Source organism: Spirosoma luteolum, assembly GCF_054778875.1.
Genome location: NZ_BAAGZE010000003.1, coordinates 607573 through 634303, shown reverse-complemented (window position 1 = coordinate 634303; position 26731 = coordinate 607573). Strand labels below are relative to the sequence as shown.

Below are 26731 nucleotides of genomic sequence, written 5' to 3'. Positions count from 1 at the left end.
GCGTGGCAATACGCTACTCATTATTACTATGCCGAACGGGTTGTTGAACAAACAATCCGTTCGGTTTATGCTTTTCCGGGCGGTCACGTCCGGTCTCTGTAGATGCCTCGTTTCGATACGTTTCCAACCCTGTACTGGCTGCCTGTCTACGCTCTTTGCTGGGTGTTGGTATGGCTGGCCGTACGGCCAGACACAACGGTACGGCTCTTTCTGGTGGCTACGCTGGGCCTGCTACTGCTGCTGCGACTGCCCTCCATCGTGTTCGATGCCGAAATCAATCCTGATGAAAGTCAGATGATTACGCAGGCAATGACCCTGCGCCACGACCCGGTTTATTTCCGGTCGGTCGATGGTACTACAGGCGGTCCGCTCGACAGTTATTTTCTCATTATTCCGAGTTTGCTCGGACTGCCGTTCGATTTTATAACGGCCCACCTGACGGCTTTTGGCCTGGTAGCGCTCTGTTTGCTGCTTCTGTTTCAGACCGCCCGGCGCTGGTTTGGCGACATTTCGGCCCGGCTGGCGCTGCTGCCGCTCGTTTTCATGCTGGGCCTAACCCAGAACGGCGATTTTCTGCACTACAACAGCGAACTGATTGCGCTGGCACTGCTGAGTGGCTGCTACCTGCTTTATGCCGCCCAACTCACCGAAAAGCGGCCCCTTGTGCTGCGGCTTGGTCTGATTGGTCTCATGCTGGGCATGGTTCCCTTCGGCAAACTGCAGGCGGTGCCGCTGGCGGCAGTGGTTGGTTTATTCGCAGGACTCGATGTGTTGACACGCCGGACCCTGACGATAGCCGAAAAAACGGGTCGTGTGCTGGCACTGGGGCTGGGGGCGCTGCTCTTCCCGCTGCTCGTGATAGGCCTGACCCGATCGGCCGGCGTTTACGACGATTTTATCCGATTTTACATCGAAGGCAATTTTCGATACGCCAGCAACACCAACCAACTCGACAGTCTGCTTAGCCTGCCCAACTTCTTTCGGAAAGGGTCGGAATTCGATTGGCTGGTGAAATTTGCGGGGCTGATCTGGCTGGCTGGCCTGCTGTTGCGGTTTCGTACCGCTAAACGCTCCATCGATCGGGAAGCCTGGAAAATAAATGGTTTTGTAGGGGGGCTACTGGTTGCTACCCTGTTTGCCATCACCCGTACCGGTTCTGAATACGTACATTACCTGTATTTCCTGACCGGTCCGATTCTGTTTGGGCTGGCCTACGGCTGGCAGCAGATCGAAGCTATTGAGCAACCCCGCCGGTGGATTGGTCTGGGAGCAACGGCCCTGTTTCTGACTTTGTTTGGCGTACAGGCCCTGTTGAACTACACGGCCGGCAAGCCACTCAACCCATACCCATCCGATGGGCAGGGGGGCTGGCGTATTCAGGCATCACCCGTGTCGACGCTCATTGGCAACTATGCCCGCCCCGGCGAGCCTCTGGTGGTATGGGGCTGGCGCTGCGATTATTATGTGCAGGCCCAGATGCCGCAGGGCGTAGCCGAGAACCACAGTATCCGCAGTGCGTTTGCCCACCCCATGCTGGCCGATTACCAGCGTCGCTACGTAGCCGATGTGAAACGATCGGTTCCCCCCGTGTTTGTCGATGCTGTTGGCAGCCAGAACCTCTGGATGACTGACCGGAAAACGCAGGGTCACGAAATGATAAAACCGCTCGGGCAGTTTGTAGCGGCTAACTATACGCTGGTGGGTATGGCCAACGATGCCCGCATTTACGTTCGAAACGATCGGCTGACCGCTCCGGCGACGGCCCAATAACGACTGAAAACCAAGTACCCCATGTGGACAAAAAAAGGACTCATTTACAAACCCGACGGCTCGCAGGCGTTTAGCCGGACACACGCGCAGGTGCCCTTTGGCTACCCGATGGGCGACAAGGTGCGCGTTTACTTCTCGACCCGCGATGAGAACATCTCGTCGGCCACCTCGTTTGTCGAACTCGATGCCAACGATTTGACGAAGGTGCTGTATGTGCACGATAAACCCTGCCTGACCAAAGGCGCCGTGGGCATGTTCGACGACAGCGGGGCCATGCCCTCGTGGTTTCTGCCCGTCGGCGATGAAATCTGGCTGTACTACACCGGTTGGAACAAAAGTGAAACGGCCAGCTACCGGCTTGGCATTGGTCTGGCCATCAGCCGCGACGGCGGGCTGACGTTCGAGCGTAAATACACGGGCCCGCTGCTCGACCGCTCGATCTACGACCAGGTCTGGATTGCTCAGCCCTGCGTGATGCGCGAAGAACAGCCCGATGGCAGCATCCGCTGGCGGATGTGGTACCTGTCGTGTACCAAAATCGAAGTGATCGACGGGCACCCCGAGCCGTTTTACGATGTGAAGTATGCCGAATCGACGGATGGTATGCACTGGGAGCGTACCGGGCACGTCTGCGTGGGGTACGATGACTTCACGGATGCCATTGGCCGGCCTACGGTCTACAAAGACGGCGATTTGTACAAAATGTATTTTTCGTACCGCAACGCCACCAACTACCGCACCGATGTGCAGCGAAGTTACCGCATCGGTTACGCCGAGTCGACGGATGGGATCAACTGGACCCGGAAAGACGAACTAGCGGGCATCGAACGGTCGGCAGAGGGCTGGGACTCACTGATGATGGACTATTGCCACATCTTCCGGCATCAGGACGAATGGGTTATGTTCTACAACGGCAACGGTTTTGGCGCGTCGGGTTTTGGCTATGCAACCCAGCCGGCCACAAACTAAGTCGCTTTTTTCTGGTTTGTATTTTAACCAGACTGACCCCTACTTTTGTGCTGTAGCCAACGGGCTTCGGACGTAGCGAGTTAGCTGGCCATGTATTACCTTGTAGCATCCCATCGGATGGTGCATTATTAATCAGTAGACCAATGAAAGAAGCAGCCAAGTATCTGATAAAAGTGGACGCTGAACTGAAAGACGGTCAGATCGTTCCCGAAATTCCCTACGAAGAGGTCATGCGGCTGGTCAACGAGCCGAATATCGTGATCGTGAAGACGGGTATTCCCGCCGAAAAACTGACGAAAGTAATCGAAGGCACCCGTGCCTGGGCCGCCAAAACGCCCCTGGCCGAAGGCCCCGACACGTTCGACAATAACCAGCACAAGCAACGGCTGCACATCGCCAAAATTCAGCAGGCTCCGCAGCTATTCCACGACCATACGTTCGATGCCATTCAGGACCTCGATCCGGAGTTTAAGCAAACGCTGCTGGATGTGTTCAACCCCATGCGGGGCTTCTGGAACAACCTGACCGGCAATCAGGAAGAATTCGGTATCCGCAAGGGCGAGCCGTATTTCCACCCCCAGGTAACGCACTACCCGCTGGGTGGCAGCTTCTTTGGCCGGCACTGGCACCCGCTCAACCCGCAGAAAGTGGGTATGATTCTGGCGCTGAACCAGTATGGTCGCGAGTACTCCTCGGGCGGTACGGGCTACGTCATCAACGACCACATCGTTGAAACGGAAGGCTATCAGGACATGGGCGATATGATTCTGTTCCGTTACGATCTGCCCCACTGGGTGAGTCCATCGAGCTTTGCCGACCGCTTCAGCTGGGATGACCCGGCCGGGCGGTGGGTATCGATTCTGCCGTTCTACAACCCCTGGGGTACGCCCGCCGATAAAGACGAGCCACAGGGCTGGAAAACTCAGATTCAGTCGGCCAAGAACGCAGCCTCGACGGCTAACGTATAAGTAAACGGCATGTTGCCCGCCGGTAGTGCTGCCTTCGTGGCCGGCTGCCGGCGGGCAACCGCCTGTAAATAAAGTGGCAATGCCCAAAGTCAGTGTTCTGATTATCACCTATAATCAGCATAAGTTTATCCGCAAGGCCATCGACAGCGCCCTGGAGCAACAGACAACGTTTCCGATCGAAATTCTGGTTGGTGATGATTTTTCGTCGGATGGTACGCGGGAAATTATTCAGGAATACGAACGGCAGCACCCGGGGCTGGTGATTGGCGTGCTGCACCCCCGTAACATGGGGAAAAACGGCGGCATCAACTTTCTGGAAACGCTGAAGCTGGCCAAAGGCGAGTATTACGCGCTGATGGACGGGGATGATTACTGGACCGACCCACTCAAGCTGCAGAAGCAGGCCGACTTTCTGGATGCTCACCCCGACTATTCGACGGTGTTCAATAACGCCCTGATCACCTACGAAGACGGAGCCCCCTCACACCTGCTCAACGCACCTGATACCAAAGACTCGTTTACCGTCGATGACCTGATCGGCGAAGACGAAATCTGGTTCATGGCCACGTCGAGCACCATGTATCGCAACAACATCAAGGAATACCCGGCCTGGTTCCGCGACTCATCGAGTGGCGACATTCCACGGCTGATTCTGAAAGCGAAGCTGGGCAAGATCGGCTACATTCCGGATGTGATGTCGGTATATCGGAAGAACCGGGCGGGCGCCAGCTTCCACGACAACGAGCGCGACGAGCTGTTTCTGCGCAACCGGATTCGGATGTACAGCGACATCAACCGCGAACTTGATTTCAAGTACAACCGCACGCTGCGCCGGAACATTGCCCGCTACTACCGCAAAATGCTCGATGCCAAACAGTACGAGCAGAGTTATTTCCGGCGGGCCCGGCTGGCGCTGAAGTACCTGTACATGGCCCAGCCCGAATGGCCAAAAACGAAAGAAGTGCTTTGGAACTACATACTGCCGAAGCCGATTACCAAACTGTACAGTACTATTCGGCTGCTGCCTCACCGGTAGCCGCTCAGGCCAGATGCCCGCTGACGGGCGCGGCAGATCCCTTTTTTTTACACCGAATTTTGTCGAACGTCGACCTATGAAGCTAAGCGTTGTTATACCCGCCTACAACGAAGAGGAATCGATTACACCCACGCTGCAGTCGTTGTATCAAACGCTGACCAAACACGGTATTCCGCACGAAATCTGCGTAACCAACGATAATTCGAAAGATGGTACGCTGCAGGTGCTGGAGCGGCTGGCGGCTACCGAAATTCCAACGCTGGTGCCTTTTACCAACCCGGGGCCCAATGGCTTTGGGTATGCCGTGCGCTACGGGCTCGAGCGCTTTTCGGGCGACTGCGTGGCGGTGTTTATGGCCGATATGTCGGACGATCCGGAAGACCTGGTCAAATACTACCGGAAAATGCAGGAAACCGATGTCGACGCCGTGTTCGGGTCGCGCTGGGAGCCGGGCGGTAAGGTGGTTGACTATCCCCCGCTCAAAAAATTCATCAACCGGATCGCCAACTTTATCGTCAGGGTTGTGATGGGTATCCGCTACAACGATACCACCAATGCCTTCAAACTCTACAAGCGCGAGACAATCGAAGGCATCAAACCGTTTTTGTCGCCCCATTTCAACCTCACGGTCGAACTGCCGCTGAAAGCCATTGTGCGGGGCTATACCTACGCCGTGGTGCCCAACAGCTGGACCAACCGGAAATACGGGGAATCGAAGCTGAAGATCAAGGAAATGGGGAGTCGGTACTTCTTTATCCTGATGTATTGCCTGATCGAGAAGTATTTCTCGCAGGGCGACTTCCGCAAGAAAACGGCCACCACGCCCGTCTCAACCGTCAGCCGGTAAGCGTCTGAGAAAACCGGTCTATGGCTTGGGTAGCCCGCCGGTAGCCCCGAACCGACTGGCTCCGGCAGCTGGGACATACCGGATCGCGGGCGGCATCAATGCCGGGCAAAAAGGCCCATTAGCCCCGGAATCTGATACAGCAGCAGGGTTTGAATAGCCGCCCAGAACGTGGCGCTGACAAACATGTGCAGGAACAGCTGGAGACGGCTAACGCGGAACGAAACGGCGATGGCCGTACCACCGATGGGGGTAAGAATAAGCGGAGTCAGGAATGCGATCCCGGGCAGGCCAAACCGGCGCCACACCCGAACCGCCAATCGGGTCCGGCGCGTGAAGCGTTTGGGCCGGCGCGGACGCAGTCGGTCGAGCAGCGCCTGCAGGGCCGTACCCGCATAGGTAACCACCACCACGCTCAGCATCATACCAAGCATGGTACTAAGGGCCGTTTGTACCCAGGGCAACCCCAGTGCGGCCCCCGTCAGTGGCCCACCCACAAATTTGAGGGTGCTGGCCAGTAAAACTGATAGGCATTTGCCAAATTGCATCTCGAGCGAATTGTCATGAAACAACGTGCCGACGCCGGTCGTTGTTCGGAATACGTATGCCACTGCTTCCATCGGCCTATCCGGGCCCGCCCCGACACCTGTATAATGGCCATCTGCAAACCATTATGCCCAGCCTGACCCGTCGGGTGACGGGGGTGGTGTACACCCGCGAGCGACTGACCCTGTCGGATGCCGATTTCGTCGACCTCGACTGGATCGTGGGCGGCCACGACCGGCTGGTTGTATTGACCCACGGCCTCGAAGGCGACAGCAACCGGCAGTATATGCGCGGTACGGCCCGTTTGTTTGCCGAACATGGCTACGACGTACTGGCCTGGAACTGCCGCTCCTGCAGCGGCACCATGAACCGGGCGTTCCGCCTGTATAACCACGGCGAGATTGGCGACATCGGTGAAGTAATCGACCACGCCATCCGGCTGCGAAGCTACAGGGAAATTGTTCTGGTCGGTTATAGTATGGGCGGGAACATTGTGCTGAAATACCTCGGCGTACAGGGCGAGCAGTTGCCGCCAGCCGTGAAGCGGGGTGTCGCCATCTCGGCGCCGGTCGATTTAGGGGCCAGTGCCCGGCTGCTCGACCGGCCCGGTAACCGGTTCTACCGCAATCGGTTTATGAAAAAACTGCTGCGGAAAATTCGCCAGAAAGCAGCTCTCTTTCCGGGGCGGCTCGATCTGGACAACCTGCGGCTGGTTCGCCAGTGGCGCGACTTCGACGATTATTTTTCGGCGCCTGTCAACGGCTACCGCGATGCCGACGATTTCTACGAGCAGGCATCAGCCGTTCGGTTCATGCCGGGGATTACCGTGCCGGTGCTCTTGCTGAATGCGCAGAACGATCCGCTGCTGTCGCCCGAGTGCTTTCCCGATGCACTGGCCCGAACCCATCCGGCTATTTACCTTGAGGCTCCGGCAACCGGGGGGCATGTTGGGTTTGCTGTTGCCCGCGACCTCTACACCTATGCCGAGCGCCGGGCACTGGCCTTTGCCCGTGATGGCTACTAACCAAGCTGACCCATGACGATCGTTTATCCCGACGCGTATACCCTTAACCCCGGCGACCTCGACTGGGCTCCCCTCCAGGCGCTGGGGGCTGTCACGCTCTACGACCGTACCCAGCCCCACGAGCTGCTCGACCGCCTGCGCGGTGCCGATGCCGTACTGGTCAACAAAGTGAAGCTGAACCGGGATACGCTTAGCCAGCTGCCCAACCTGCGCTACATTGGCGTTACGGCAACGGGTTACGATATCATTGACCTGGAAGCCGCCCGGGAACAGGGAATCGTGGTGACCAATGTGCGTGGCTACAGCTCCGATTCGGTGGCACAGCTTACGTTTGCGCTGCTGCTCGAACTGATGCTGCACGTTGGCCGGCACAACGCCAGCGTACAGGCTGGCGACTGGGTTCGCTCGGCCGATTTCAGCTATGCCCGAAGTCCGCTGATCGAACTGGCGGGTAAAACGCTGGGACTGGTGGGCTATGGCGACATTGGCCGCCGGGTGGCTGCCATCGGTCGGGCGTTTGGGATGACCGTGCTTGTCAACCGGCGTCAGGCGGGGGGCGAAACAGACGAGGAAATTACCCTGGTCGACCGGGAAACGGTGTTCAGCCAGAGCGATGTGATTTCGCTCCATTGCCCCGCTACGCCCGATACCATCGGCTTCGTCGACCAAGCTCTGTTGAGTCGGGTGAAACCGTCGGCAGTACTAATCAACACCAGTCGGGGTAGTCTGCTCAACGAGGCTGCGGTCGCTAAAGCGCTCAATACAGGAAAGCTGGCCGGGGCAGGGCTGGATGTACTGTCGGTAGAGCCGCCCCCGGCCGATAACCCGCTGTTGCAGGCTCGCAATTGTATACTAACTCCGCACATAGCCTGGGCCAGCCAGGAAGCCAGGGCCCGGTTGCTGCAGGCGGTAGCCAATAACCTGGCGGCTTTTCAGGCGGGCACACCTACCAACGTGGTGTCCTAGACGCTGGCAATCCGGATCAGGTCTTCGATCTGATTGATAACCGTGGCATTGTCGGGCAGTGTAATATCCTGCCCGACCACCTGATACCCTGTCAGCAGCAGGTGGGCATCCGGAAATGACCGTACCAGCTTATCGACGTACGGCTGTACCTCGTGGTTGGCCGGTGCCGATGTGAAGGCCGAGAAAATATAATCGGGCTGGTGGACTTTATAGGCAAACACGAGTTCTTCGAAGGGCAGATTCTGACCCAGATAGATCACTTTGTTCTGCCGCGCCTGAATCACGTAGTTGGCAAACAGCAGGCTGATTTCGTGTTGCTCACCTTCGGGCAGAAAGAGCATGTATTTTTTGCCATTACTTCCCTGCTGGTTCATCTGGCCGTCGATTGCCACGATGATTTTCTGACGAATAAGATTCGAGATAAAATGCTCCTGCGCGGGGCCTACCGAGCCGGTCAGCCAGAGCGTACCCAGCCGACTCAGGAAGGGATAAACAATCCGGATAATCGTGTTCTCAAACCCGAACTGCAGAATATTGGTGCTGACGATCTTATCGAACCGATCTTCGTCCAGGTCGATCATGGCAATGGTAAGCGCATGAATCTGATCGGGGTAATTCAGCTGCCGATCCGAAATCTTGATGACCTCGCTGTTCATCGAGTCGAGCGACATTTTCGAAATCTCCGAAATCTTGTAGCCGTGGTCTTTGAGCAGGGCAATGTTCAATACCAGTTTCAGATCCCGATCATCGTAGGTGCGGATGTTAGTGTCGGTTCGTTTTGGCGCAATAATGTTGTACCGTTGCTCCCAGATACGCAGGGTGTGGGCCTTAATGCCCGATAGCTGCTCCAGATCTTTAATCGAGTAATTGCTCATGGTCTTGTTGCGTCGAGGTGCACTGTCAGGCGTAAGGTTTGGCAACTACTTACACCGCTGACACTGTGCACAGTAAAACGACCAGCGAGCCAGGCATCAGACAAGTAAAGGGGATGCAACAAGGCTATGCAGTCGCTGTATGTATACCTGTCTAACAGCAAAAATCCTCAATTTGTTTAACGATTATGGAATATCATTAAACAAAGCGGCTTTTTTTGAGCAGGCTATCGATTCTGTCTGTTGTCGGCCACTGGCTACCACTATGCAGTACGGAGCGTTGGCTTAGAAGACTTAAAAGGCACAAAAAAACCCCCTCTTCTGGAGAGGGGGTTTTGCTATGAGAGGGTGAAAGACGGGGCTCGAACCCGCGACCTTCGGAACCACAATCCGACGCTCTAACCAACTGAGCTACAATCACCGTTTTGGGAATGCAAAGATAAGAATAAGTTGGCGAAAAGCGAAACGAAGCCGGCCGAATAATTTCGAGTTTTTTGCGAAAAAGCCGGCCGGCTGCGTTTAAATGCTTATTGCTTAGGCTTGTTTTGCTTCGGCATAACGGGCGTTGGCCGCGTTCCAGTCCACAACGTTGAAGTAAGCCGCGATGTAATCGGGACGCTTGTTCTGGTACTTGAGGTAGTAGGCATGTTCCCACACGTCGAGCCCGATCACGGGAAAACCTTTGGCTTCAACTACGTCCATCAGCGGGTTGTCCTGGTTAGGGGTCGACGTAACGGCGAGTTCGCCTTCGGGCGTTACGATGAGCCACGCCCAGCCCGAACCGAAGCGGGTTGTTGCTGCTTTCGTGAATTCGTCTTTGAAGGCATCAAACGAACCAAATTTAGCTGTGATGGCTTCGCCCAGTTCGCCGGTTGGCTGACCACCGCCGTTGCCCGACAGGGTATTCCAGAACAGGGTATGATTGTAGTGACCACCACCATTGTTGCGAACCGCAATGGGGGCCTGACTGATATTTTTGAGCAGTTCCTCGATGGATTTGTTCTCCAGCTCGGTACCCGCAATCGCGTTGTTGAGGTTGGTTACGTAGGCGTTATGATGCTTATCATGGTGGATTTCCATGGTTTGCTTATCAATATTCGGCTCGAGCGAATCGCTTGGGTAAGGTAGTGGGTCTAATACGAAGGCCATTGAGATTGGGAGTTAAATGGAAAATCGTTCGGTTGGTTTAACAAGAGGGGTTTACTTTATGTTCTTAAGCCCTTAAAAAACTTCGTCAGCAATTCCTGACTCGCGCTGGCCAGCATTCCGGTTTCCAGCCGGGTTTTTGGATGCAGCAGCGAAGGCGTTATGCGGCTGTAACCACGTTTGGGATCGGGCGCGCCAATCACCAGCCGGCCCAGCTGCGCCCAGTATAGGGCGCCGGCACACATCACGCAGGGCTCCAGGGTTACGTAGAGCGTGCAGTCGGTAAGGTATTTACCGCCCAGATACTGGGTAGCCGCCGTAATGGCCAGCATTTCGGCATGGGCCGTTACATCGCCCAGCCGCTCGGTCTGGTTACGACCCTTCCCGATAATGCGATTGTGACTGACCACCAGCGCGCCAACGGGAATTTCGCCATTGTCAGCGGCTTCTTCGGCCAGGGCCAGTGCCAGTTCCATAAAATACTCGTCGGGCATAAAGCAGAGGCCCCCGGCCCGCCGAGGCAGACCGGGGAGCCGGTTTATTGTTTGAGCAGGCGTCGAACCGTTTGTCGGTCGCCGACCTGAATGGTCAGGAAATAAACCCCGGCTGGTTGCTGACTCAGGTCCAGTTCCGTTTGTTTTTGCCGGGTTGTTCGGGAAAGGGCTGGTCGGCCGCTGGCGTCGATCAGGGTCAGCACAGCCGGATCGCGAACCAGAGCCGCGTCGATCCGAACGGTCAGCACCGTGGTGGTCGGTACCGGAAATACGGCTACAAGCGGGCCGAGGGCAGGGTCTTCCGTAGCCAGTACGGGCTGCACGGTAACGGTAGCCGTACCCGAGATCGGGCCGGTGCCGCAATTATTACCGACGTCGGTCAGTCGGTAGGTTGTGGTTTTAACAGGGCGCACTTCCAGCGCGTAGGGGCTGCTGGCGGCTGTTACCGAATAAGAGCGAAGACTGTCGGCGTAGCTCAGTGTCCAAGGGCCTTCCCCGCCAAAGGTAACGGTCAGCGTAGCGGGCATGCCCTCATACACCGCCTGGGTACCCGTCAGGGTAGCCGACGGCCGGGCGCGAATGGTGAGTACGGTGGGACTGTTGGCGCCGATGATACCGACGCCGGGGTTCGAGCCGTTGACCCGGATATAGTATTGTCCGGTGGTCAGGGTGGTGGGCAGCGCTGCCGTCACCACCGCGCCTGTACTGCCGTTGGGCGAAACCAACTGCCGTTTCGATGTGTCGGCCACGCTGATCAGCTCGGCCGTGAACAGATTGCCGTTGGTAAACTGCCCGCTCGTCGTAAAGGGTACAGCCAGCAATGTCCCGGCGCAGAGGGTTGCTGTAGCCACAGGGCTGGTCTGAATGGTGGGTACCACCACAGTAATGACCGCTGTGGCCGGATTTCCGGGCAGGCCGACGCCACAGCTGTTGGTCACCGAGATAACCTGATAGGTCGTGTTGCCCCGGGGCAGTACGCTGATGGTGGTGTCGTTTTTGAGACTGGTACCCGCATACCCGTCTGTCAGGGTGTAGCTAAAGGGGGGAGCACCCGTGAAGCTGAGTTTCAGCGGAGTGGTATTCCCGAGCCTCACATCGGTCGACCCGATCAGCGATAGTGTTGGTGCTACGTTGACAACGACGCGAATGGTCGACCGGGGGCTATAGCAACCGTTGGCACCGATCTGGTACACGTAGAAGGGGTCACCACCGGGCGTTACGTTGCTGTTCTGGGTGAGCGGGGTGGGGGCATCGGGGGTAATCCGGTTGTACGGGTCGATCCAGCGCAGACTGCCACCGGCTTCGGCCGTTGCCTGCAGCGGGGTCGCTTTATCGTTGATACAATAGGTCAGCAGCGATTTGGCTACGCTAGGCGCGGCTGTCGTATTGACGACTACGCGCAGGGTGGCTTTGCCGCCTTCGCAGCCGTTTACATTCTGACTGACCTGATAGGTCTGCGTACCCGTCTGGTTGATGGTTGGTACAGGCGTGTTGTTAAACGCGTTGCCATCGGGATTATACCAGCGCAGGTTCTGCCCGGCGGCCGTCAGCGGACCAACAGCCTGCTGGGGCTGATCCTGCTGAATCTGGCAATAGGTCAGATCGCTGACACCCGGTGCTGCGGGCAGGGGCTTGATTGTAACGACGAGCGATGCCCGGTCGAGGCTTTCGCAGCCATCGGTGGTTTGTGTAACGCGGTAGACCTGGTCGCCAACGGTAGTGGTAGGCGGTGTTGGCGCACCGGCAAGGGCATTACCTGAGGCATCGTACCACCGGATGTTGCTGCCCAGTGCCGTAAGCTGCTGCGAAGGACCATTGTTGCAGAAACCAATTGGGCTGACGCTGGGGGCACCGGGGGTTGGTTTGACCCGTACGGTAATCGATGCCCGGCCGGCCGATGATCCCAGACCCGATTCGCAGCCGTCGAGTGTCTGGCTTACGTAGTAGGTGTATGTGCGGGCGGTGCCGTTGGGTACGGCCGGGGGCGTATCGGTGCGCGTACCGCCCGAGGCATTTTCGCCAAACCAGTTCAGGGTAGCGCCCGTCGACGCGGTAGCCGCCAGGGTAGGAGCGCCGTAATTCTGGCAAAAATCCGCATTGCTGACCGAGGGCTTATCGGGAGTGGGTTTCACGCGCACATCGATGCCGGTTCGTTCGCTTTCGCAGCCGCTAACGGTTTGGGTAACGTAGTAGGTGGTGGTGCCGGCCGCGCCGGTCGAGGGCGTGGTGGCCACCGGGCTACCTGCACCGCCGGTTGCGTTGGTGTTGTACCAGAGCAGCGAAGCGCCCGTTGCGGAGAGGGGCGCGGCCGGTTCGCCAGTGCAGTAAGGGCCTGCCTGAGCGGCAGCTGGCTTGCCGGGAATGGCGTATACCGTAGCCGTGATGCTGGCGCGGTCGCCTTCACATCCATTGACGGTCTGGCTCACATAATAGGTCGACGAGCCCGTCGCATCGGTGGGTGGTACGGGGGGCGTGTTGCTGGCGGTGCCGCCGGTGGGGCTGGTGCCGTACCAGTTCAGGCTGCCGCCCGCCGAGGGACTAGCGCTGAGCGCGGTGGCGGTGCGGTTCTGGCAGAGCGAACCCGGAGCCGTTACCGACGGCAGACCGGGCTTGGGTTTCACCGTAACCGTAATGCCGGCGCGGGGGCCTTCGCAGCCATCGATGGTCTGGCTTACGTAGTAGGTCAGGGTACCGGCCGCGCTTGTATTGGGTACGGTTGGCGCGGTCGATGCACTGCCACCGGTGGGGCTGGTACCGTACCAGTTCAGGGTGCCATTGGCCGAAGGGGTAGCACTCAGGGCCGCAGCCGTCTGGGTGGGGCAGTAACTGGGGGCCGAAGCGACGGCCGGGCTGGCCGGCGTTGGTTTGATGGTTACCAGGATACTGGTTCGACCTGATTCACAGCCGTTGCGAATCTGGCTGACGTAGTAGGTTGCACTGGCCTGGTTACCGGGAACGGTAGCCGTAGTGGTGCTGGCACCCCCGGTCTGACTGGTGCCGTACCAAAGCAGGGTAGCGCCCGTTTCGGTCGAGGCCGTCAGGGGCTGTAATGATGAGCCCTGGCAAGCTGGCGTCGGTGGTGTGGCCGTTGGTGCCCCCGGCACGGTATTAACCGTAACGGCAATGCTGGCCCGGGGGCCCTCGCAGCCATTGAGCGCCTGACTGACGTAGTAAAGTGTCGAACCGGGGGTGGTGCTCTGGGGTACGGTTGCCGTGGTGGTGCTGGTACCTCCGGTCTGGCTGGTGCCGTACCAAAGCAGGGTAGCGCCGGTCGAGGGGGTAGCGTTGAGTGCCGAAGCGGGCTGACCCTGACACAGGCCAATGGGCGACGTGACGAAGGGGACACCCGGTGTTGTCTTTACCGTAACCGTAATGCCGGCGCGGGGGCTTTCGCAGCCATCCAGTGTCTGGCTCACGTAATAAGTCTGGGTGCCGGCTGTGCCGGTGCCGGGCACGGTTGCCGTGGTAGTGCTGGTACCCCCGGTCTGGCTGGTGCCATACCAGTTGAGCGTGGCGCCCGCTACGGCCGATGCCGACAGGGCCGACGCGGTTTGCCCAACGCAGTACTCGGGTGCCGTGGCCACCGCCGGCCGGGCTGGGGCTGGCTTGATGGTTACAGTTATGGCTGCCCGGGCCGTCGACACGCAGCTACCGACCGACTGGCCAACGTAATACGTGGCTGTGGCCTGATTATCGGGGACAGGGGCAGTTGTCGAAGGGGTACCGCCGGTCTGACTGGTGCCGTACCAGAGCAGGGTACCACCCGATGCTGGGGTGGCCGTGAGGGCGGGCAGGCCATTGCCCTGACAGGCGGGTGCCGGGTTACTGGCCGCAGGAGCGCCCGGCGTAGCCGTTACGACTACCGTCAGCGTAGCGCGGGTACTTTCGCAGCCATTGATCGACTGACTGACGTAGTAGGGTGTGCTGCCGGGTGAACTGGTCGATGGCGTGGGGGCGATCGACGAGGCCGTACCGCCGGTGGGCGCCGTGTACCAGTTAAGCGACGCTCCGCTGGCCGCTGATGCCGATAGCGGGGTGGCCGTGGCGTTCTGGCAATACGTGCGATCCGTAACGCCGGGCGCTGTAGGTACCGATGTTACGCTTACGGCGGCTGTATTGGTGCTGGTTCGGCTGGGCGAACTGGCAATAACGCGAATCTGATAGGTGGTGCCACTAGCGGTATTGCTCGGAATCGAACCGGTTATGGTCAGGGTGCTGGCCGTAACCGGTGTGGCGATCACCGTTCCAATCGAGATAGGGCTGGTCGGAAAGGCGCCCGTTGCATCGGACAACTGCGCTGTGAACGTATTGCCGGCTGCAAAAACGCCTGTTGTCGAAAACGGAATAGAAACGGATCGGCCGGCGCAGAGCGATGCCGGTGAGATAGTTCCCACCACGATACCCTGTGCCAGTGCGGTGCCGGCCACACCCAGACTACACAGTATCACCAAAAGCCAGCTGGAAAGGAAAGGTTTTTTCATGGGTTGGATTTACAGTCAAAACGGGGTGGCGACTCCACCACCAAGGCGTCACTATAGTATTTAACGGGTATAGAATGGAAATATACTCACAATAAAAATGCCACACGTTTCCGGTGGCATTTATTAGACATGGACTATAGGTTACTCCGGAATTACGGCGCTGTAAATCAGCTCGTGAATGCGCCGGCGCAGCTTGGTTGTGTTGATTGAGTTGTTGCCGGCAGTCGGGTAGATCCGGTTGGAGAGAAACACGAAAACCAGCTCCTCATCGGGGTCGACCCAGACCATGTTGCCGGTGAAGCCGGTATGGCCGAACGAGCGGGGCGATGCCGGCTGACCCAGATACACACTGGTCGTGCTTTCGGGGTTGGGCTTATCCCAGCCCAGGGCCCGGTGGCTTCGGTCGCTGAGAGTCTGGGTGAAATACGGCACCGTCATGGGCTGCAGAATGCGCTCGCCCCCGTACATGCCTTTCTGCAGGTTCATCTGAAGCAGGGTGGCAATATCGTGGGCGTTGCCAAACAAGCCTGCGTGGCCCGAGATACCCCCCTGAACGGCTGCCATCTGATCGTGTACCGTACCAACCAGTAGCTGATTGCGGTAATAGGTGTCCTGCTCGGTGGGCGCACAGTGCGGATTTTTCAGGCGTAACAGGGGCGTAAAGCCCAGCTGGTGCAGTCCCAGCCGCTTATACACATTGTCGCTGACGAATCGGTCGAGGGGCTGGCGGCTAACGCGCTCGACAATTTTCTGCAGCGTCAGGAAGTTCAGGTCGCTGTAGACGTAGGCAGGCTTGCCCGCTTCGTCGAGCTTACGCGACATCGGCGACTGAACCACCCACTTCCAGACGGAATCTTTCAGCATGGGGGTAGCCCAGAGCGTGGGGGCAATCTGCAGGGGGTGCAGACTGTCGCGGGTGGCGCTGTAATATTCGGTTTTGAGGCCTCCGCCGGGCGTGCGGGTGCGATCCCAGGTGGTAGGATAGTACGACACCATGCCCGACTGATGCCAGAGCAGATCGTAGAGGGTGATGTTCTGCTTGTTGGTGTTGCGCAGTTCGGGCAGGTAGGCAGAAGCCTTCTGGTTGAGGTCGATCTGCTTGCGGTCGTACAAAACCATCACGCTCTGCAACGTAGCCAGCACTTTGGTCAGCGAAGCCAGGTCGTAGAGAGTTTCGTCGGTAACGCGCTCGGCGGTAGGCGCGTAGGTCAGCTTGCCGAAGTTCTTGCTGTAGACAATCTTGCCCCGACGTGCCACCAGTATCTGGCAGCCCGGCACCACCCGGTCGCGCACAGCGTTGAGTGCCATCTGATCGATCTTGGCCAGCGTGGCCGATTTCATGCCTACGCTCTCGGGGGAGCCGGCCGACAACCGACCCTCCGGATTGAGCCGCTCGCCCAGCCCCATTTTCAGGTCGCCGGTCGATATGGGCAGCATGCCATTGGAGCCCAGTCCGCCGAAGAGCACCTGCGGCACAACACGCTGCATCTCGTCGAACTCCTGATACGCACACACCAGTGCATCGGCCGCCCCAAACTGCGACAGGCTGTAGGGCGAACCAAAGGCCGTAACAATCACTTTTTTGCCCCGCTGTTTCAGGCGACCGATCAAATCCAGCGACGCCTTGGTAATGCCGAACTTGCGGTATGCCGATTCGCTCATGCGGTGGAAACTAACCACCACGGTGTTGGCCGAATCGACTTCGGTCAGAATCTGCGTCAGGGACTGCTCGGTCAGGGCCTTATCGGGATAGGCCAGGGTCCGGAACGGCGCGTACTGGTTCAGTGTCTTCTGAAAAACTTCGCCCGGCTCGGCCCCGATGGCAATCGACGCCAGTTTCAGTGAATCGATGCGCGTGAGGGGCAGCAGGTTGTTGCGGTTGCTGACCACCGTTACCGACTGTTCGCACAATTCCTGCTTCAGCAACTGCGCTTCCGGCGAATTGAGATCGCTGGCCAGATTAGCCAGTGAAATGGGCTTGTACTGATGCAGTCCGGCCCAGTACTTGGCCTTCAGTATTTTCTTGACCTTGGCGTCGATGAAGTCCTGCGAAATGAGTCCCTGCTGAATCGCGTTCAGGATCGTCACCGTGGCTTCGTTGACATTTTCAGGATACAGCAGGATGTCGTTGCCGGCCATCAGCGCCCGCAGGTTCACGTCCATAGCTTTGCCGGACCGGTGCACGCCACCCATGTTGAGCGCATCGGTAAAGACCAGCCCCCGAAAGCCCAGCTCGTTTTTCAGCAGTTCGGTCACGATTTTTTCAGACAGCGTAGCGGCCAGAGCGGGCGTATTGTCCATAACCGGTACGTGAAGGTGGCCCGTTACGATACCCATCAGGCTATCGGCAATAAGCTTGCGGAACGGGTACAGGTCGACATCGCGCATCTGCTCCGACGAACGGCTGATGGTGGGCAGGCTGTTGTGCGAATCGATGTTGGTATCGCCGTGGCCGGGGAAGTGCTTGGCTGTGGCAATGACGTGGGTTTGCTGAAGCCCACGCATGTAGGCCGAGGCCTTAAGGGCTACGTTTTCTTTCGATTCGCCAAACGACCGCGCCCCGATAACCGGGTTCGACGGGTTGCTGTTGATGTCGGAAACGGGCGCAAAATTGATGTGGATACCGAGCCGCTGGCACTGCCGGCCAATTTCGGCCCCCATGCGGTAGATCAGCTGATTGTCGCGAATGGCGCCGAGGGCCATCTGCTTCGGAAAATCCATGGCGCTGTCGAGCCGCATGCCCAGTCCCCATTCGCCGTCGATGCCGATCAGCAGAGGTACTTTCGATTCGGCCTGGTAGCGGTTGGTGAGCATAGCCTGCCGATGCGGACCGCCCTGAAAAAAGATCAACCCGCCAATGTGGTTGGCCTGGATCAGGTGATCGATATACTGGTAATGCGATTCGTGCCGGTTGGAGAAGGTGGCCACCATGAAGAACTGGCCAATTTTCTGTTCGGGCGTCAGCGTCCTGAACACACTGTCGACCCAGTGATTACCACTGTCGTTCATGGTAAACACTTCGACTGGCTGAGCCGGCATGACGTGACGACGCAACGACGGCTTCAGTCGGCTAACGGGTAGTTTACCAATGCCAGCCGGTGGCAGTATCCGCGACAGCAGCCGGTGGCCGGGTCGGGTCAAACCAAACGCAGTAACTAAACTGACGGACAGCAGACCGATCAGAAAAACCGGTCGTAGGATGTTGTTCCGCATACGTACTCACAAAGGCAAACGGTAAGAAAAAGTACAGTCAGCGATCGATGGTTTAGTGCTAAACCATAAAAGTAGCCAAAGCCGGGCGCAATGCCTTGGTTGTGGTTGAATTGTACAATCGATTAACGAAAAAATAATGCCATTTCTGCACCTTGCTGCTGTCTTCGGTCCGAAACCGAACCCACGGGGGGCTTTTTTACGTATACTGAGCAGGTGGGCGGTTTAACCGTCTGACCCAGGCTATGCGTTATATCGGAATGATACTGAGTGTTTTGCTCGCTACGGCGGGGCCGTCTGCCGCCCAGACCAGCAGTCGGGCCTATGGGGTGATGCTCGAAACGTTGTACAAAAAAACGGTGCCGCTCGTCAGTGTCGGCGAACTGAAAAAGATGCCCGATGTGGTACTACTCGACACGAGAGCCCGGGCTGAGTACGACGTGAGTCACCTGCCCAACGCCCGTTGGGTTGGCTACGATGATTTTGACCTGAGTCGGGTGCGGGATATACCGAAAAATGCCCGGGTAGTGCTATACTGCTCGGTGGGGTACCGGAGCGAGCGGGTGGGCGAGAAGCTGCTGGCGGCTGGCTATCAGCACGTCCATAATCTGTATGGCAGCCTGTTCGAATGGGTCAATGAGGGGAACCCCATCGTGGATGGGGCGGGTAAGCCCACGCAACAGGTGCATGGCTATTCGCGCCTGTGGGGCATCTGGCTGAAACGGGGCGAGGTGGTCTACCCCTGAGCCGCTGATTTAGTAAGCCTGCGCGGGCCGAATGTAGCTAACCAGCAGCGAGAGGCCCCGGCCAACCAGGGTACTGCCCGCTTCCGTTACCGTCGACTGGTAGGTGCGGTTCGTTACCGGTGTTTTCAGCGAGCGGGCTGCCAGCCGGGCATGAATACGCTTGTGGGCGGCAAACACATTGTGTGGGTGCCCCATGGCTAACGACTGACTTACAGTACCGATCAGCACGAATCCAATGACGAAAAGCCGTTTCATAATCTGGTTGTTTAAGAACGAAACAAAGGTATAGGTTTTAGTTGGTATCTTGCAATACAAAGTACTGAAATTATTTTTATTTTGATACAAATGTATCTAACGGTAGGTTGTTCCGGCACATCGGGGTCGCTGATGTGCCGGAACGGATTCTATTAGTCGACAACGACTCGTTTGACTGCACCATCTTCGTTCTGGGTAACCGTCACGAAGTAAGCTCCCTGTGCTTTTTTGCCCAGCCCGATCTGGCCGACAAACTCCCCTGAAAAGTCTTTCAGGTCGCGTCGGGCCACTTCTTTGCCCTTAGGGTTGGTAACGATAATAGTTACATCGCCCTTGGCCGGCGCCGTGAAGCGGATGTTGAGCTGATCGCGGTCGGGATTGTTCGGGAAAGCATCCAGTCCGCGCACCGTTGAGGGCTTGGCGTTGGCCGAACGGGCCCAGTCTTCGAAGGGGCGCGCAAGCTGCCGGTCGAAGTCGAGGGGAATCTGGAGCCGCATCCGGCCGATCCGGTCGGCCAGCGAGTCGGCCCCGCGCCGGAGGTCATACTGCCAGCTGGTCGTATCGCCCGGGCGCTGCCGGCTGCCGTTTCCCCGCCATACATACACGTCGTTCTGGCGGTTGTTGGCTTTGGGGGCATTGCGTTCGCGCGTCACGCGCCGGTCTCCTTTCCCATCTTCAACGATAATGGTCATCTGCCGGGTGCGGGAGTCACCTTTGCGGGCCGCCTTCAGCGAGTCGACCAGCTTCGTAACCATCCGGTCGCGATCAGGATCGGTCATCCCATCGGTGCGGTAAACGCGTTCGATTTCCCGGACGCTGTTGCCGTCGCGGTCGATAACCCGTACGGTTACTTCTTCGGACTGAGGGCTTGCTTTTGGCGATGACTGCTGCGCCAATACGGGGGCAGTGGCCAGGGCTGGTAGCAGCAGGGCTGCAGCGAACCAGCGGGCCTGAACTATGTGTTTTTCCATGGGTAACAGGAGTTTACAAAAGAAGTAAAAAGCAGCAGAAATGGCCGTGGCGTCGGGCTGTTAAAGTTTGTTAAGAAGCCGGGCCGGGGCGTGTCGGGTTCGTAAATTTACCACCCGACCGGATGCTATCCCGGGTATAGATGCCGGAATTGACGGAAGGTTGCACACAGACCCAAAAAAATGTCGAGACAACGCATACGCTGGATCGTGGCGCTGATGGCGGTGGGGTTGCTGGGACTGGTAGGCCTGCAATCGTACTGGATTGGCAGTGCGCTCGAACTCCAGAAAAAACAGTTTGACTATAAGGTGACCGATGCCCTGCAGGAGGTGGTCAGAACGCTCGAAAGGCAGGAGATCCTGTACCTGACCCGGCAGCGAATCCGGGCGCGGGAGCACCAGAACGGGCTTATGGCGCTGGCCCGGAAAGGACAGCCCGATCAGCCGGCCGCGGTTGCCGCGACCCCGGTGCCCCGTAAAAATAAGGGTAGCCAGCTGGCTTCGCGGCCGGGCCCGCCCACCGATAACCCGGCTTCGACAACGCTTTACAATGCCTCGCCGGAGGGGGCTGTGGTGGTCCAGTCCGACGTGCTGCACCCGGTAGTACGCCCGCTGTCGGCCGAGCAGATGGCTGTTGTGGAAGCCTTCTTTCGGCAGCAGGACGAGCTGATGGCCATTGGCGACTGGCAGACACAGCTCCTGCAGCAACAGCAGTTCAACCAGTGGGTCGATGGGGTGCTGGCCACCGAACTGAACGTAATCAATGGGCAACTGGCGCAGCAGGCCAGCCGGCGCGACTCGGCGGCCCGGCAAATGCGCGAGCGGCTGCGGCAAATCGAACGACGCCGGAAAGCGCAGGCTGTTGATAAGGGCAGTCCGGCGCTGGCTGAGACCAAACCGGTTAGTTTCAGCACCAGCAAAACCGATGAGCAGGCGCGCATGATCAAGGACGTGCTGAAGGGACTGCTGCTGTCGGACCGGCCCATCGAAGACCGCATCAACCGGCTGGCGCTCGATACACTGCTGCACCAGACCCTCCAGGAACGCGGCATTGCCATTCCATTCGCTTTCGGGGTGCGTACCCGGTCGCGGCCGGCGTTTCTGTTTACGTCGGCCGGCATGGACACCGAGCACTTCAACGAAAGCGGATACCGGGCTGTGCTGTTTCCTAACAACATGACCGAAACGGGCAACTACGTGTATGTGTACTTCCCGACGCAGAAAGAGTTTATCCTGAGTCAGCTTGGCTTCACGGCGGTAGCGTCGGCGCTGCTGATTGCCGTTATCCTGGCCTGTTTCTACATCGCCATCAGCACCATTGTGCGGCAGAAAAACCTGGCCGATATCAAGAACGACTTTATCAACAACATGACCCACGAGCTTAAAACGCCGATTTCGACCATCTCGCTGGCCGTTGAGATGGCGCAGGAGCAGGTGCGGCAACAGGGCGCGGTCGACGATGCGGGGATGGGCGAACGACTGGGACGCTACATGGGTATCATCCGCGACGAAACGCGCCGGCTGGGCTCCCATGTGGAGAAGGTGCTGCAGATGGCGCTGCTCGACCGGGGCGAAATCAAACTGAAACTGTCGCCGGTCAACATTCATGATGTGATTGGCAAGGTGCTCAATACCATCGGGCTGCAGATTGAGCAGCGGGGGGGCGAAGTCGATCTGGTGTTCGATGCCGACCAGGAAGTTGTTGAGGCCGACGAACTGCACATCACCAACATTCTGTACAATCTGCTCGACAACGCCCTCAAGTACTCGCCCGACACGCCGGTAATCGGTATCCGGACGGCCAGTCTGCCGCAGGGAGTCAGTATCACTGTGACCGACCAGGGACTGGGTATGAGCAGTGAACAGCTTGGCCGTATATTCGAGAAATTCTACCGTGTACCAACCGGTAACCGCCACGACGTGAAAGGCTTCGGCCTGGGGCTCAGCTACGTCAAAAAAATGGTCGACGAACACCACGGCCAGATCCTGGTCGAAAGCCAGCCCGGCCAGGGAAGTTCATTCACGGTTGTTTTACCTTACAAAATTGTGGATGCGTGATTGAGCGATTGAGTGTTCAACAGCGCTCAATTGCCCAATTACGCATCCGCTCAATACGCTATGCCTACCATTCTGCTTGTTGAAGACGATCCTAACCTGGGCCAGCTGGTGCAGGAATTCCTGACCATGAAAGGCTACCAGACCGACCGGGTGACGGATGGGAATCAGGGCCTGCAAACGTTTATGGCGGGGCAGTACGACCTCTGCATTTTCGACGTGATGATGCCCAAAAAGGATGGCTTCACACTGGCCAAAGAAGTGAGAATGGCGGGGCGCGATGTACCCATTATTTTTCTCACGGCCAAGTCGATGCAGGAAGATGCCATTCAGGGCTTCCGGGCCGGGGCCGACGATTACGTAACCAAGCCGTTCAGTATGGAGGAGCTGCTGCTCCGCATTCAGGCCATTCTGCGTCGCTACCAGCGTGCCGGCGAGGCTGTACCCGAACCCTCGGTTTATCAGATCGGTACGTTCTCATTCGATTATCCGCGCCAGCTCCTGAGCCACTCGGCGGGTGGGAGTGAGCCGACGGTGCAGAAGCTGACCAGCAAGGAATCTGAGTTGCTGCGGTTGCTGGCTCAAAACCTCAACCAGCCCGTGAGCCGTAGTTTTGCCCTCAAGATGGTCTGGGGCGACGATTCCTATTTCAATGCCCGCAGCATGGACGTGTACGTGACCAAACTCCGCAAGTACCTCCGCGATGACGCAACGGTCCAGCTCGTCAACGTACACGGCGAAGGCTTCAAGCTCATTGTGTAGGTGGGGGAGGTTTCGGAGTTGGCGAGGTGCAGGGTCGGATAATTGTAACGCTGTCGGGTTACGGCGTTATACCGTTGGTTAGTTACAGCGTTGGCGGGTTGGCTGACATTAGCCTGGACAAGAAACGGCTGTAAAGTTGGTTCGGCGGAATAGCTGCATGTGGTGGTAACGGCCTCTCAATTGCCTCGTACAAAGGCCAGCCAATCGACAACGTCCCAACTCAATAACCCTACAACTCTATAACTACCCATACCCCCCACAACTTTACAACTATACACCCCTATAACTTTCCAACTTCCTACCTTTGTCGAATGGATATCATTCGTCGCCCGCGCCGAACCCGCACCTCTGCGGGACTGCGCGACATGGTGCAGGAAACTAACCTGTCTGTCTCCGATTTCATTCTGCCGATCTTCATCACCGAAGGGCAAAACGTTCGAACCGAAGTATCGTCGATGCCGGGCATTTATCGCCATTCGCTCGATCTGATTCTCGACGAAGTACAGTCGTGTATGGACCTCGGCATTCGGGCTTTCGACCTGTTTCCGAACATTGCCGAAGCCAAAAAAGATAAGTTCGCCACCGAGAGTTACAACCCCGACGGACTGTACCTGCGTACCATCCGGGCCATCAAAGACCGGTTTCCTGATGCTGTTGTGATGACCGACGTGGCAATGGACCCCTACAGCTCCGATGGGCACGATGGCATTGTCGAAAACGGCAAAATTCTAAACGATCCTACGCTCGAAGTGCTGGCTAAGATGGCCGTGGCGCAGGCGCAGGCCGGTGCCGATATGATTGGTCCGTCGGATATGATGGACGGCCGTGTTGGCTTCATCCGGCGCGCCCTCGATGCGGCCGGCTTCCACGATCTGGCGATCATGTCGTACTCGGCTAAGTACGCCAGTGCCTTCTACGGGCCGTTCCGCGATGCCCTCGATTCGGCCCCCAAATTCGGCGACAAAAAAACCTACCAGATGAATCCGGCCAACAGCCGTGAGGCACTGGTAGAAGCCCAGCTCGATCTGGACGAAGGAGCCGATTTCCTGATGGTGAAGCCGGCGCTGGCTTATCTGGACATCATTAAGCTGCTGCGCGATAACTTCGACCTGCCTATTGCCGCCTACAACGTCAGTGGTGAATATGCCATGATCAAGGCAGCCGCGCAAAACGGCTGGCTCGATGGCGAGCGCGCCATGATGGAATCGTTGCTGGCCATCAAACGCGCTGGTGCCAGTGTCATCTTAACGTACTTTGCCAAAGAAGCTGCCCGATTGCTATGACCCGACTGCTGATTCGTAACGCCCGACTTGTCAACGAGGGAACCATCACCGAAACCGATGTACTCATCGAGGACGGGCTCATTGCCCGGCTGGGCAACAGCCTGCCCGATGCGGGTGTGCACCAGATTATCGATGCGCAGGGGCAGTACCTGCTGCCGGGCGTTATCGACGACCAGGTTCACTTCCGTGAGCCCGGTCTGACCCACAAGGCAACCATTCATTCGGAGTCGCGGGCGGCTGTAGCCGGTGGCGTCACCTCGTACATGGAGATGCCCAACACGGTGCCCAACGCGCTGACGCAGGCACTGCTGGCCGATAAGTACGCGATTGCGGCCCGCAGGTCGATGGCCAACTATTCGTTTTTCATGGGAGCCTCCAACGATAACCTCGAGGAGGTGCTGCGCACCGATCCGCAGACCGTTTGTGGCATCAAGGTCTTCATGGGCTCATCGACGGGCAACATGCTTGTCGATAATGCGGAGGTGCTCAACAAGCTGTTTCAGCACAGCCCCATGCTCATTGCGACCCACTGCGAAGACGAGGCAACCATTCGGTCGGCCAGCGAACGCTGCCGCGCCGTTTATGGCGATTCGGCTACCGCCAGTCTGCACGCCCTGATCCGCAACGAGGAGGCCTGTCTGCGCTCATCGACGCTGGCCGTGAACCTGGCCAAACAGCACAACGCCCGGCTCCACGTGCTCCACATATCGACGGCCGATGAACTACCTCTGTTCGACAACAAAATACCGCTGCGCGAGAAGCGCATTACGGCCGAGGTGTGCGTACACCACCTCTGGTTCGATACGCGCGATTATGCCACCTATGGCAACCTGATCAAATGCAACCCGGCCATTAAGGCGCCCCATCACAAGGAAGTGTTGCTGTCGGCTCTGCTCGACGACCGGCTCGACATTATTGCCACCGACCACGCACCGCATACCTGGGAGGAGAAACAACAGTCGTACTGGAATGCCCCGTCGGGTTTGCCGCTGGTGCAGCACCCGCTGCTGATGATGCTCGATTTTGTGAAGCAGGGAAAGCTGCCTATCGAATCGGTGGTGCGAAAAATGAGTCACGCACCCGCCGATTGTTTTCAGATCGACCGGCGCGGCTACGTGCGCGAAGGCTACTGGGCCGATCTGGTGCTGGTCGATCCGGGACTGACGACTGAGGTCACACGCGAAGGGATTGAGTATCAATGTGGATGGTCTCCGCTGGAAGGGCATACGTTCAGTAGCCGGGTAACTCACACAATCGTGTCGGGCGAGCTGGTTTATGCCGAAGGGCGCTTCCTTACCGACCGCGCCGGACAACGGATGACCTTCGATCGCGAAAAAAAATAAAAAAAATTGCGTCCAGATCTTGCAAATGCGGTTTTACGGGCCTTACCTTTGCAATCCCAACACACGGGAAAGAGTGCTGCCGAAGTGGTGAAATTGGTAGACACGCACGTTTCAGGGGCGTGTGTCTTTACGGACATGCGAGTTCGAGTCTCGCCTTCGGCACCAGATAACAGTCGCAATTACTTGCGACTGTTTTTCGTTTATAGCGTTTCGGTTTTTTGAAAAGGCTCCGGCCGCAGCTCCCACATGGAGGCTGCTGCCGGAGCCTTTGTCAATGATAAAGCGAACTCGTTAGCTTACCAGAAAAGTAGTAGCATGCTTGAGTGTGCGCTCATTGCCGGTCTCAGGGTCGGTGTAGGATCGTTCGCCTACGTCGATTGTCAACGCTTTGCCATTGAGTTGTTTCGTATCTAACTCCTTACCCGCTTCGATAGGAATGCCGGCCAGCTCGAACAGGTGAACAATGCCGGGCATGCCGGCTGGTGATTGATAAAACCGCTGCGATACGTAGCCAGATTCGTTTTCAAAGCGAACCGCGAAAAACGGAATGCCTTTGTGCTCGCTTGTCCCTTCGTCAATACCCGTGATGTGCACTTGCTGTTGCCCATCGGGCAGCAGCCCTTTCTCACTTCCTTCTTCTACCAAAATTTTCATACCGTTGTATTTTTGTTGTATTATACACAACGGATGTATAGATTAATTGTTTGGCCGTATCAACGGTAGGAGAAGTAGGTTAAATCATTTTTGGTGGTGGGTTAGATAGTATCCGATCGATTCAGTATCGGAAATGATCTATGTGTGACTTGTAAGATAAAGTTACTTCAGACTATTTATACCGTATAAATAAGGTCATTGTGTAGTCGATGCGTAGACAGACCTCACGTACTCTTTCAGGTGGAAGTCGAGCCGGAGGCCATGTTGGCAAAGCAGCACAAGGTCAATCAGTAAGCAATAGGTTAGATAAAGGGTGTAGCATGGAACGTCCAAAAATTA

The 26731-nt window shown here is 57.5% G+C and carries 21 protein-coding genes and 2 tRNA genes; 13 read left to right on the top strand and 10 right to left on the bottom strand.

Annotation, left to right across the window (positions count from 1 at the left end; translation table 11 throughout):
• The first annotated feature begins 102 nt into the window (after positions 1 to 102).
• The 5 genes from ACYVAC_RS05240 to ACYVAC_RS05220 all read left to right on the top strand — a co-directional run bounded on the left by ACYVAC_RS05240 (position 103) and on the right by ACYVAC_RS05220 (position 5590).
• Positions 103 to 1770 (top strand): hypothetical protein, encoded by a 1668-nt coding sequence (locus ACYVAC_RS05240; protein WP_461096541.1) that lies wholly within the window; start codon positions 103 to 105, stop codon positions 1768 to 1770.
• A gap of 21 nt (positions 1771 to 1791) precedes the next feature.
• Positions 1792 to 2739, top strand: a complete 948-nt coding sequence (locus ACYVAC_RS05235; RefSeq protein WP_461096539.1) for a glycoside hydrolase family protein — start codon at positions 1792 to 1794, stop codon at positions 2737 to 2739.
• A 143-nt stretch (positions 2740 to 2882) separates the two neighbouring features.
• Positions 2883 to 3707 (top strand): hypothetical protein, encoded by an 825-nt coding sequence (locus ACYVAC_RS05230; RefSeq protein WP_461096538.1) that lies wholly within the window; start codon positions 2883 to 2885, stop codon positions 3705 to 3707.
• A gap of 79 nt (positions 3708 to 3786) precedes the next feature.
• Positions 3787 to 4743, top strand: coding sequence for a glycosyltransferase family 2 protein (locus ACYVAC_RS05225; RefSeq protein ID WP_461096536.1), 957 nt, complete (start codon positions 3787 to 3789; stop codon positions 4741 to 4743).
• Positions 4744 to 4819: 76 nt separating this feature from the next.
• Positions 4820 to 5590 (top strand): glycosyltransferase family 2 protein, encoded by a 771-nt coding sequence (locus tag ACYVAC_RS05220; protein WP_461096535.1) that lies wholly within the window; start codon positions 4820 to 4822, stop codon positions 5588 to 5590.
• Positions 5591 to 5685: 95 nt separating this feature from the next.
• On the opposite strand, the gene ACYVAC_RS05215 is transcribed toward ACYVAC_RS05220, so the two are convergent.
• Entirely contained in the window at positions 5686 to 6207 is a 522-nt protein-coding gene (locus ACYVAC_RS05215) for a hypothetical protein (protein WP_461096534.1), read from the bottom strand.
• Between ACYVAC_RS05215 and ACYVAC_RS05210 the strand changes: the two genes are divergently transcribed.
• Both ACYVAC_RS05210 and ACYVAC_RS05205 read left to right on the top strand, forming a co-directional pair.
• A complete protein-coding gene (locus tag ACYVAC_RS05210) occupies positions 6192 to 7157 on the top strand; it encodes a YheT family hydrolase (RefSeq protein WP_461096533.1) in 966 nt (321 codons plus the stop codon). The two genes, ACYVAC_RS05215 and ACYVAC_RS05210, sit on opposite strands and share 16 nt — an antisense overlap.
• 12 nt (positions 7158 to 7169) lie before the next feature.
• The gene (locus tag ACYVAC_RS05205) at positions 7170 to 8123 is read left to right on the top strand and encodes a D-2-hydroxyacid dehydrogenase (RefSeq protein ID WP_461096532.1); all 954 of its coding nucleotides are present in this window, start codon (positions 7170 to 7172) and stop codon (positions 8121 to 8123) included.
• Here the strand turns inward: ACYVAC_RS05205 and ACYVAC_RS05200 are convergent.
• From ACYVAC_RS05200 to ACYVAC_RS05175, 6 genes are all read right to left on the bottom strand, one after another.
• Positions 8120 to 8998: a MerR family transcriptional regulator gene (locus tag ACYVAC_RS05200; RefSeq protein ID WP_461096531.1), complete on the bottom strand. Its 879-nt coding sequence runs from the start codon at positions 8996 to 8998 to the stop codon at positions 8120 to 8122. The two genes, ACYVAC_RS05205 and ACYVAC_RS05200, sit on opposite strands and share 4 nt — an antisense overlap.
• A gap of 343 nt (positions 8999 to 9341) precedes the next feature.
• A tRNA-His gene (locus tag ACYVAC_RS05195) sits at positions 9342 to 9417 on the bottom strand.
• 112 nt (positions 9418 to 9529) lie between these two features.
• On the bottom strand, positions 9530 to 10144 hold the full coding sequence (locus ACYVAC_RS05190; RefSeq protein WP_461096530.1) for a superoxide dismutase: 615 nt from the start codon (positions 10142 to 10144) through the stop codon (positions 9530 to 9532).
• A gap of 56 nt (positions 10145 to 10200) precedes the next feature.
• Entirely contained in the window at positions 10201 to 10635 is a 435-nt protein-coding gene (locus ACYVAC_RS05185) for a nucleoside deaminase (RefSeq protein WP_461096528.1), read from the bottom strand.
• A 44-nt stretch (positions 10636 to 10679) separates the two neighbouring features.
• Complete coding sequence (locus ACYVAC_RS05180; protein ID WP_461096527.1) at positions 10680 to 15116, bottom strand: Ig-like domain-containing protein; 4437 nt, start codon at positions 15114 to 15116, stop codon at positions 10680 to 10682.
• A gap of 141 nt (positions 15117 to 15257) precedes the next feature.
• The gene (locus tag ACYVAC_RS05175; protein WP_461096526.1) at positions 15258 to 18329 is read right to left on the bottom strand and encodes a glycoside hydrolase family 3 N-terminal domain-containing protein; all 3072 of its coding nucleotides are present in this window, start codon (positions 18327 to 18329) and stop codon (positions 15258 to 15260) included.
• Positions 18330 to 18571: 242 nt separating this feature from the next.
• Between ACYVAC_RS05175 and ACYVAC_RS05170 the strand changes: the two genes are divergently transcribed.
• Complete coding sequence (locus tag ACYVAC_RS05170; RefSeq protein ID WP_461096525.1) at positions 18572 to 19072, top strand: rhodanese-like domain-containing protein; 501 nt, start codon at positions 18572 to 18574, stop codon at positions 19070 to 19072.
• A gap of 9 nt (positions 19073 to 19081) precedes the next feature.
• Here ACYVAC_RS05170 and ACYVAC_RS05165 read toward each other — a convergent pair whose 3' ends face one another.
• Both ACYVAC_RS05165 and ACYVAC_RS05160 read right to left on the bottom strand, forming a co-directional pair.
• Positions 19082 to 19327 (bottom strand): hypothetical protein, encoded by a 246-nt coding sequence (locus ACYVAC_RS05165; protein ID WP_461096524.1) that lies wholly within the window; start codon positions 19325 to 19327, stop codon positions 19082 to 19084.
• 152 nt (positions 19328 to 19479) lie between these two features.
• Entirely contained in the window at positions 19480 to 20298 is an 819-nt protein-coding gene (locus tag ACYVAC_RS05160; RefSeq protein WP_461096523.1) for a T9SS type A sorting domain-containing protein, read from the bottom strand.
• 180 nt (positions 20299 to 20478) lie between these two features.
• Between ACYVAC_RS05160 and ACYVAC_RS05155 the strand changes: the two genes are divergently transcribed.
• The 5 genes from ACYVAC_RS05155 to ACYVAC_RS05135 all read left to right on the top strand — a co-directional run bounded on the left by ACYVAC_RS05155 (position 20479) and on the right by ACYVAC_RS05135 (position 25903).
• On the top strand, positions 20479 to 22353 hold the full coding sequence (locus ACYVAC_RS05155; RefSeq protein ID WP_461096521.1) for a sensor histidine kinase: 1875 nt from the start codon (positions 20479 to 20481) through the stop codon (positions 22351 to 22353).
• A gap of 60 nt (positions 22354 to 22413) precedes the next feature.
• The gene (locus ACYVAC_RS05150) at positions 22414 to 23112 is read left to right on the top strand and encodes a response regulator transcription factor (protein ID WP_461096520.1); all 699 of its coding nucleotides are present in this window, start codon (positions 22414 to 22416) and stop codon (positions 23110 to 23112) included.
• A 311-nt stretch (positions 23113 to 23423) separates the two neighbouring features.
• On the top strand, positions 23424 to 24395 hold the full coding sequence (hemB, locus tag ACYVAC_RS05145; RefSeq protein WP_461096519.1) for a porphobilinogen synthase: 972 nt from the start codon (positions 23424 to 23426) through the stop codon (positions 24393 to 24395).
• The gene (locus ACYVAC_RS05140; RefSeq protein ID WP_461096518.1) at positions 24392 to 25738 is read left to right on the top strand and encodes a dihydroorotase; all 1347 of its coding nucleotides are present in this window, start codon (positions 24392 to 24394) and stop codon (positions 25736 to 25738) included. The genes hemB and ACYVAC_RS05140 overlap by 4 nt, the downstream gene beginning before the upstream one ends.
• A 78-nt stretch (positions 25739 to 25816) precedes the next feature.
• Positions 25817 to 25903, top strand: a tRNA-Leu gene (locus ACYVAC_RS05135).
• A gap of 126 nt (positions 25904 to 26029) precedes the next feature.
• On the opposite strand, the gene ACYVAC_RS05130 is transcribed toward ACYVAC_RS05135, so the two are convergent.
• Positions 26030 to 26392: a hypothetical protein gene (locus ACYVAC_RS05130; RefSeq protein WP_461096517.1), complete on the bottom strand. Its 363-nt coding sequence runs from the start codon at positions 26390 to 26392 to the stop codon at positions 26030 to 26032.
• Between the last annotated feature and the right edge of the window lie 339 nt (positions 26393 to 26731).

Coding starts and splice junctions, on each gene's coding strand:
- ACYVAC_RS05230 (WP_461096538.1), top strand. CDS start 2,883: ATGAAAGAAGCAGCCAAGTATCTGATAAAAGTGGACGCTGAACTGAAA.
- ACYVAC_RS05205 (WP_461096532.1), top strand. CDS start 7,170: ATGACGATCGTTTATCCCGACGCGTATACCCTTAACCCCGGCGACCTC.
- ACYVAC_RS05185 (WP_461096528.1), bottom strand. CDS start 10,635: ATGCCCGACGAGTATTTTATGGAACTGGCACTGGCCCTGGCCGAAGAA.
- ACYVAC_RS05165 (WP_461096524.1), bottom strand. CDS start 19,327: ATGAAACGGCTTTTCGTCATTGGATTCGTGCTGATCGGTACTGTAAGT.
- ACYVAC_RS05175 (WP_461096526.1), bottom strand. CDS start 18,329: ATGCGGAACAACATCCTACGACCGGTTTTTCTGATCGGTCTGCTGTCC.
- ACYVAC_RS05170 (WP_461096525.1), top strand. CDS start 18,572: ATGCGTTATATCGGAATGATACTGAGTGTTTTGCTCGCTACGGCGGGG.
- ACYVAC_RS05210 (WP_461096533.1), top strand. CDS start 6,192: ATGCCACTGCTTCCATCGGCCTATCCGGGCCCGCCCCGACACCTGTAT.
- ACYVAC_RS05180 (WP_461096527.1), bottom strand. CDS start 15,116: ATGAAAAAACCTTTCCTTTCCAGCTGGCTTTTGGTGATACTGTGTAGT.
- ACYVAC_RS05160 (WP_461096523.1), bottom strand. CDS start 20,298: ATGGAAAAACACATAGTTCAGGCCCGCTGGTTCGCTGCAGCCCTGCTG.
- ACYVAC_RS05235 (WP_461096539.1), top strand. CDS start 1,792: ATGTGGACAAAAAAAGGACTCATTTACAAACCCGACGGCTCGCAGGCG.
- ACYVAC_RS05190 (WP_461096530.1), bottom strand. CDS start 10,144: ATGGCCTTCGTATTAGACCCACTACCTTACCCAAGCGATTCGCTCGAG.
- ACYVAC_RS05155 (WP_461096521.1), top strand. CDS start 20,479: ATGTCGAGACAACGCATACGCTGGATCGTGGCGCTGATGGCGGTGGGG.
- ACYVAC_RS05130 (WP_461096517.1), bottom strand. CDS start 26,392: ATGAAAATTTTGGTAGAAGAAGGAAGTGAGAAAGGGCTGCTGCCCGAT.
- ACYVAC_RS05215 (WP_461096534.1), bottom strand. CDS start 6,207: ATGGAAGCAGTGGCATACGTATTCCGAACAACGACCGGCGTCGGCACG.
- ACYVAC_RS05200 (WP_461096531.1), bottom strand. CDS start 8,998: ATGAGCAATTACTCGATTAAAGATCTGGAGCAGCTATCGGGCATTAAG.
- ACYVAC_RS05140 (WP_461096518.1), top strand. CDS start 24,392: ATGACCCGACTGCTGATTCGTAACGCCCGACTTGTCAACGAGGGAACC.
- hemB (WP_461096519.1), top strand. CDS start 23,424: ATGGATATCATTCGTCGCCCGCGCCGAACCCGCACCTCTGCGGGACTG.
- ACYVAC_RS05150 (WP_461096520.1), top strand. CDS start 22,414: ATGCCTACCATTCTGCTTGTTGAAGACGATCCTAACCTGGGCCAGCTG.
- ACYVAC_RS05220 (WP_461096535.1), top strand. CDS start 4,820: ATGAAGCTAAGCGTTGTTATACCCGCCTACAACGAAGAGGAATCGATT.
- ACYVAC_RS05240 (WP_461096541.1), top strand. CDS start 103: ATGCCTCGTTTCGATACGTTTCCAACCCTGTACTGGCTGCCTGTCTAC.
- ACYVAC_RS05225 (WP_461096536.1), top strand. CDS start 3,787: ATGCCCAAAGTCAGTGTTCTGATTATCACCTATAATCAGCATAAGTTT.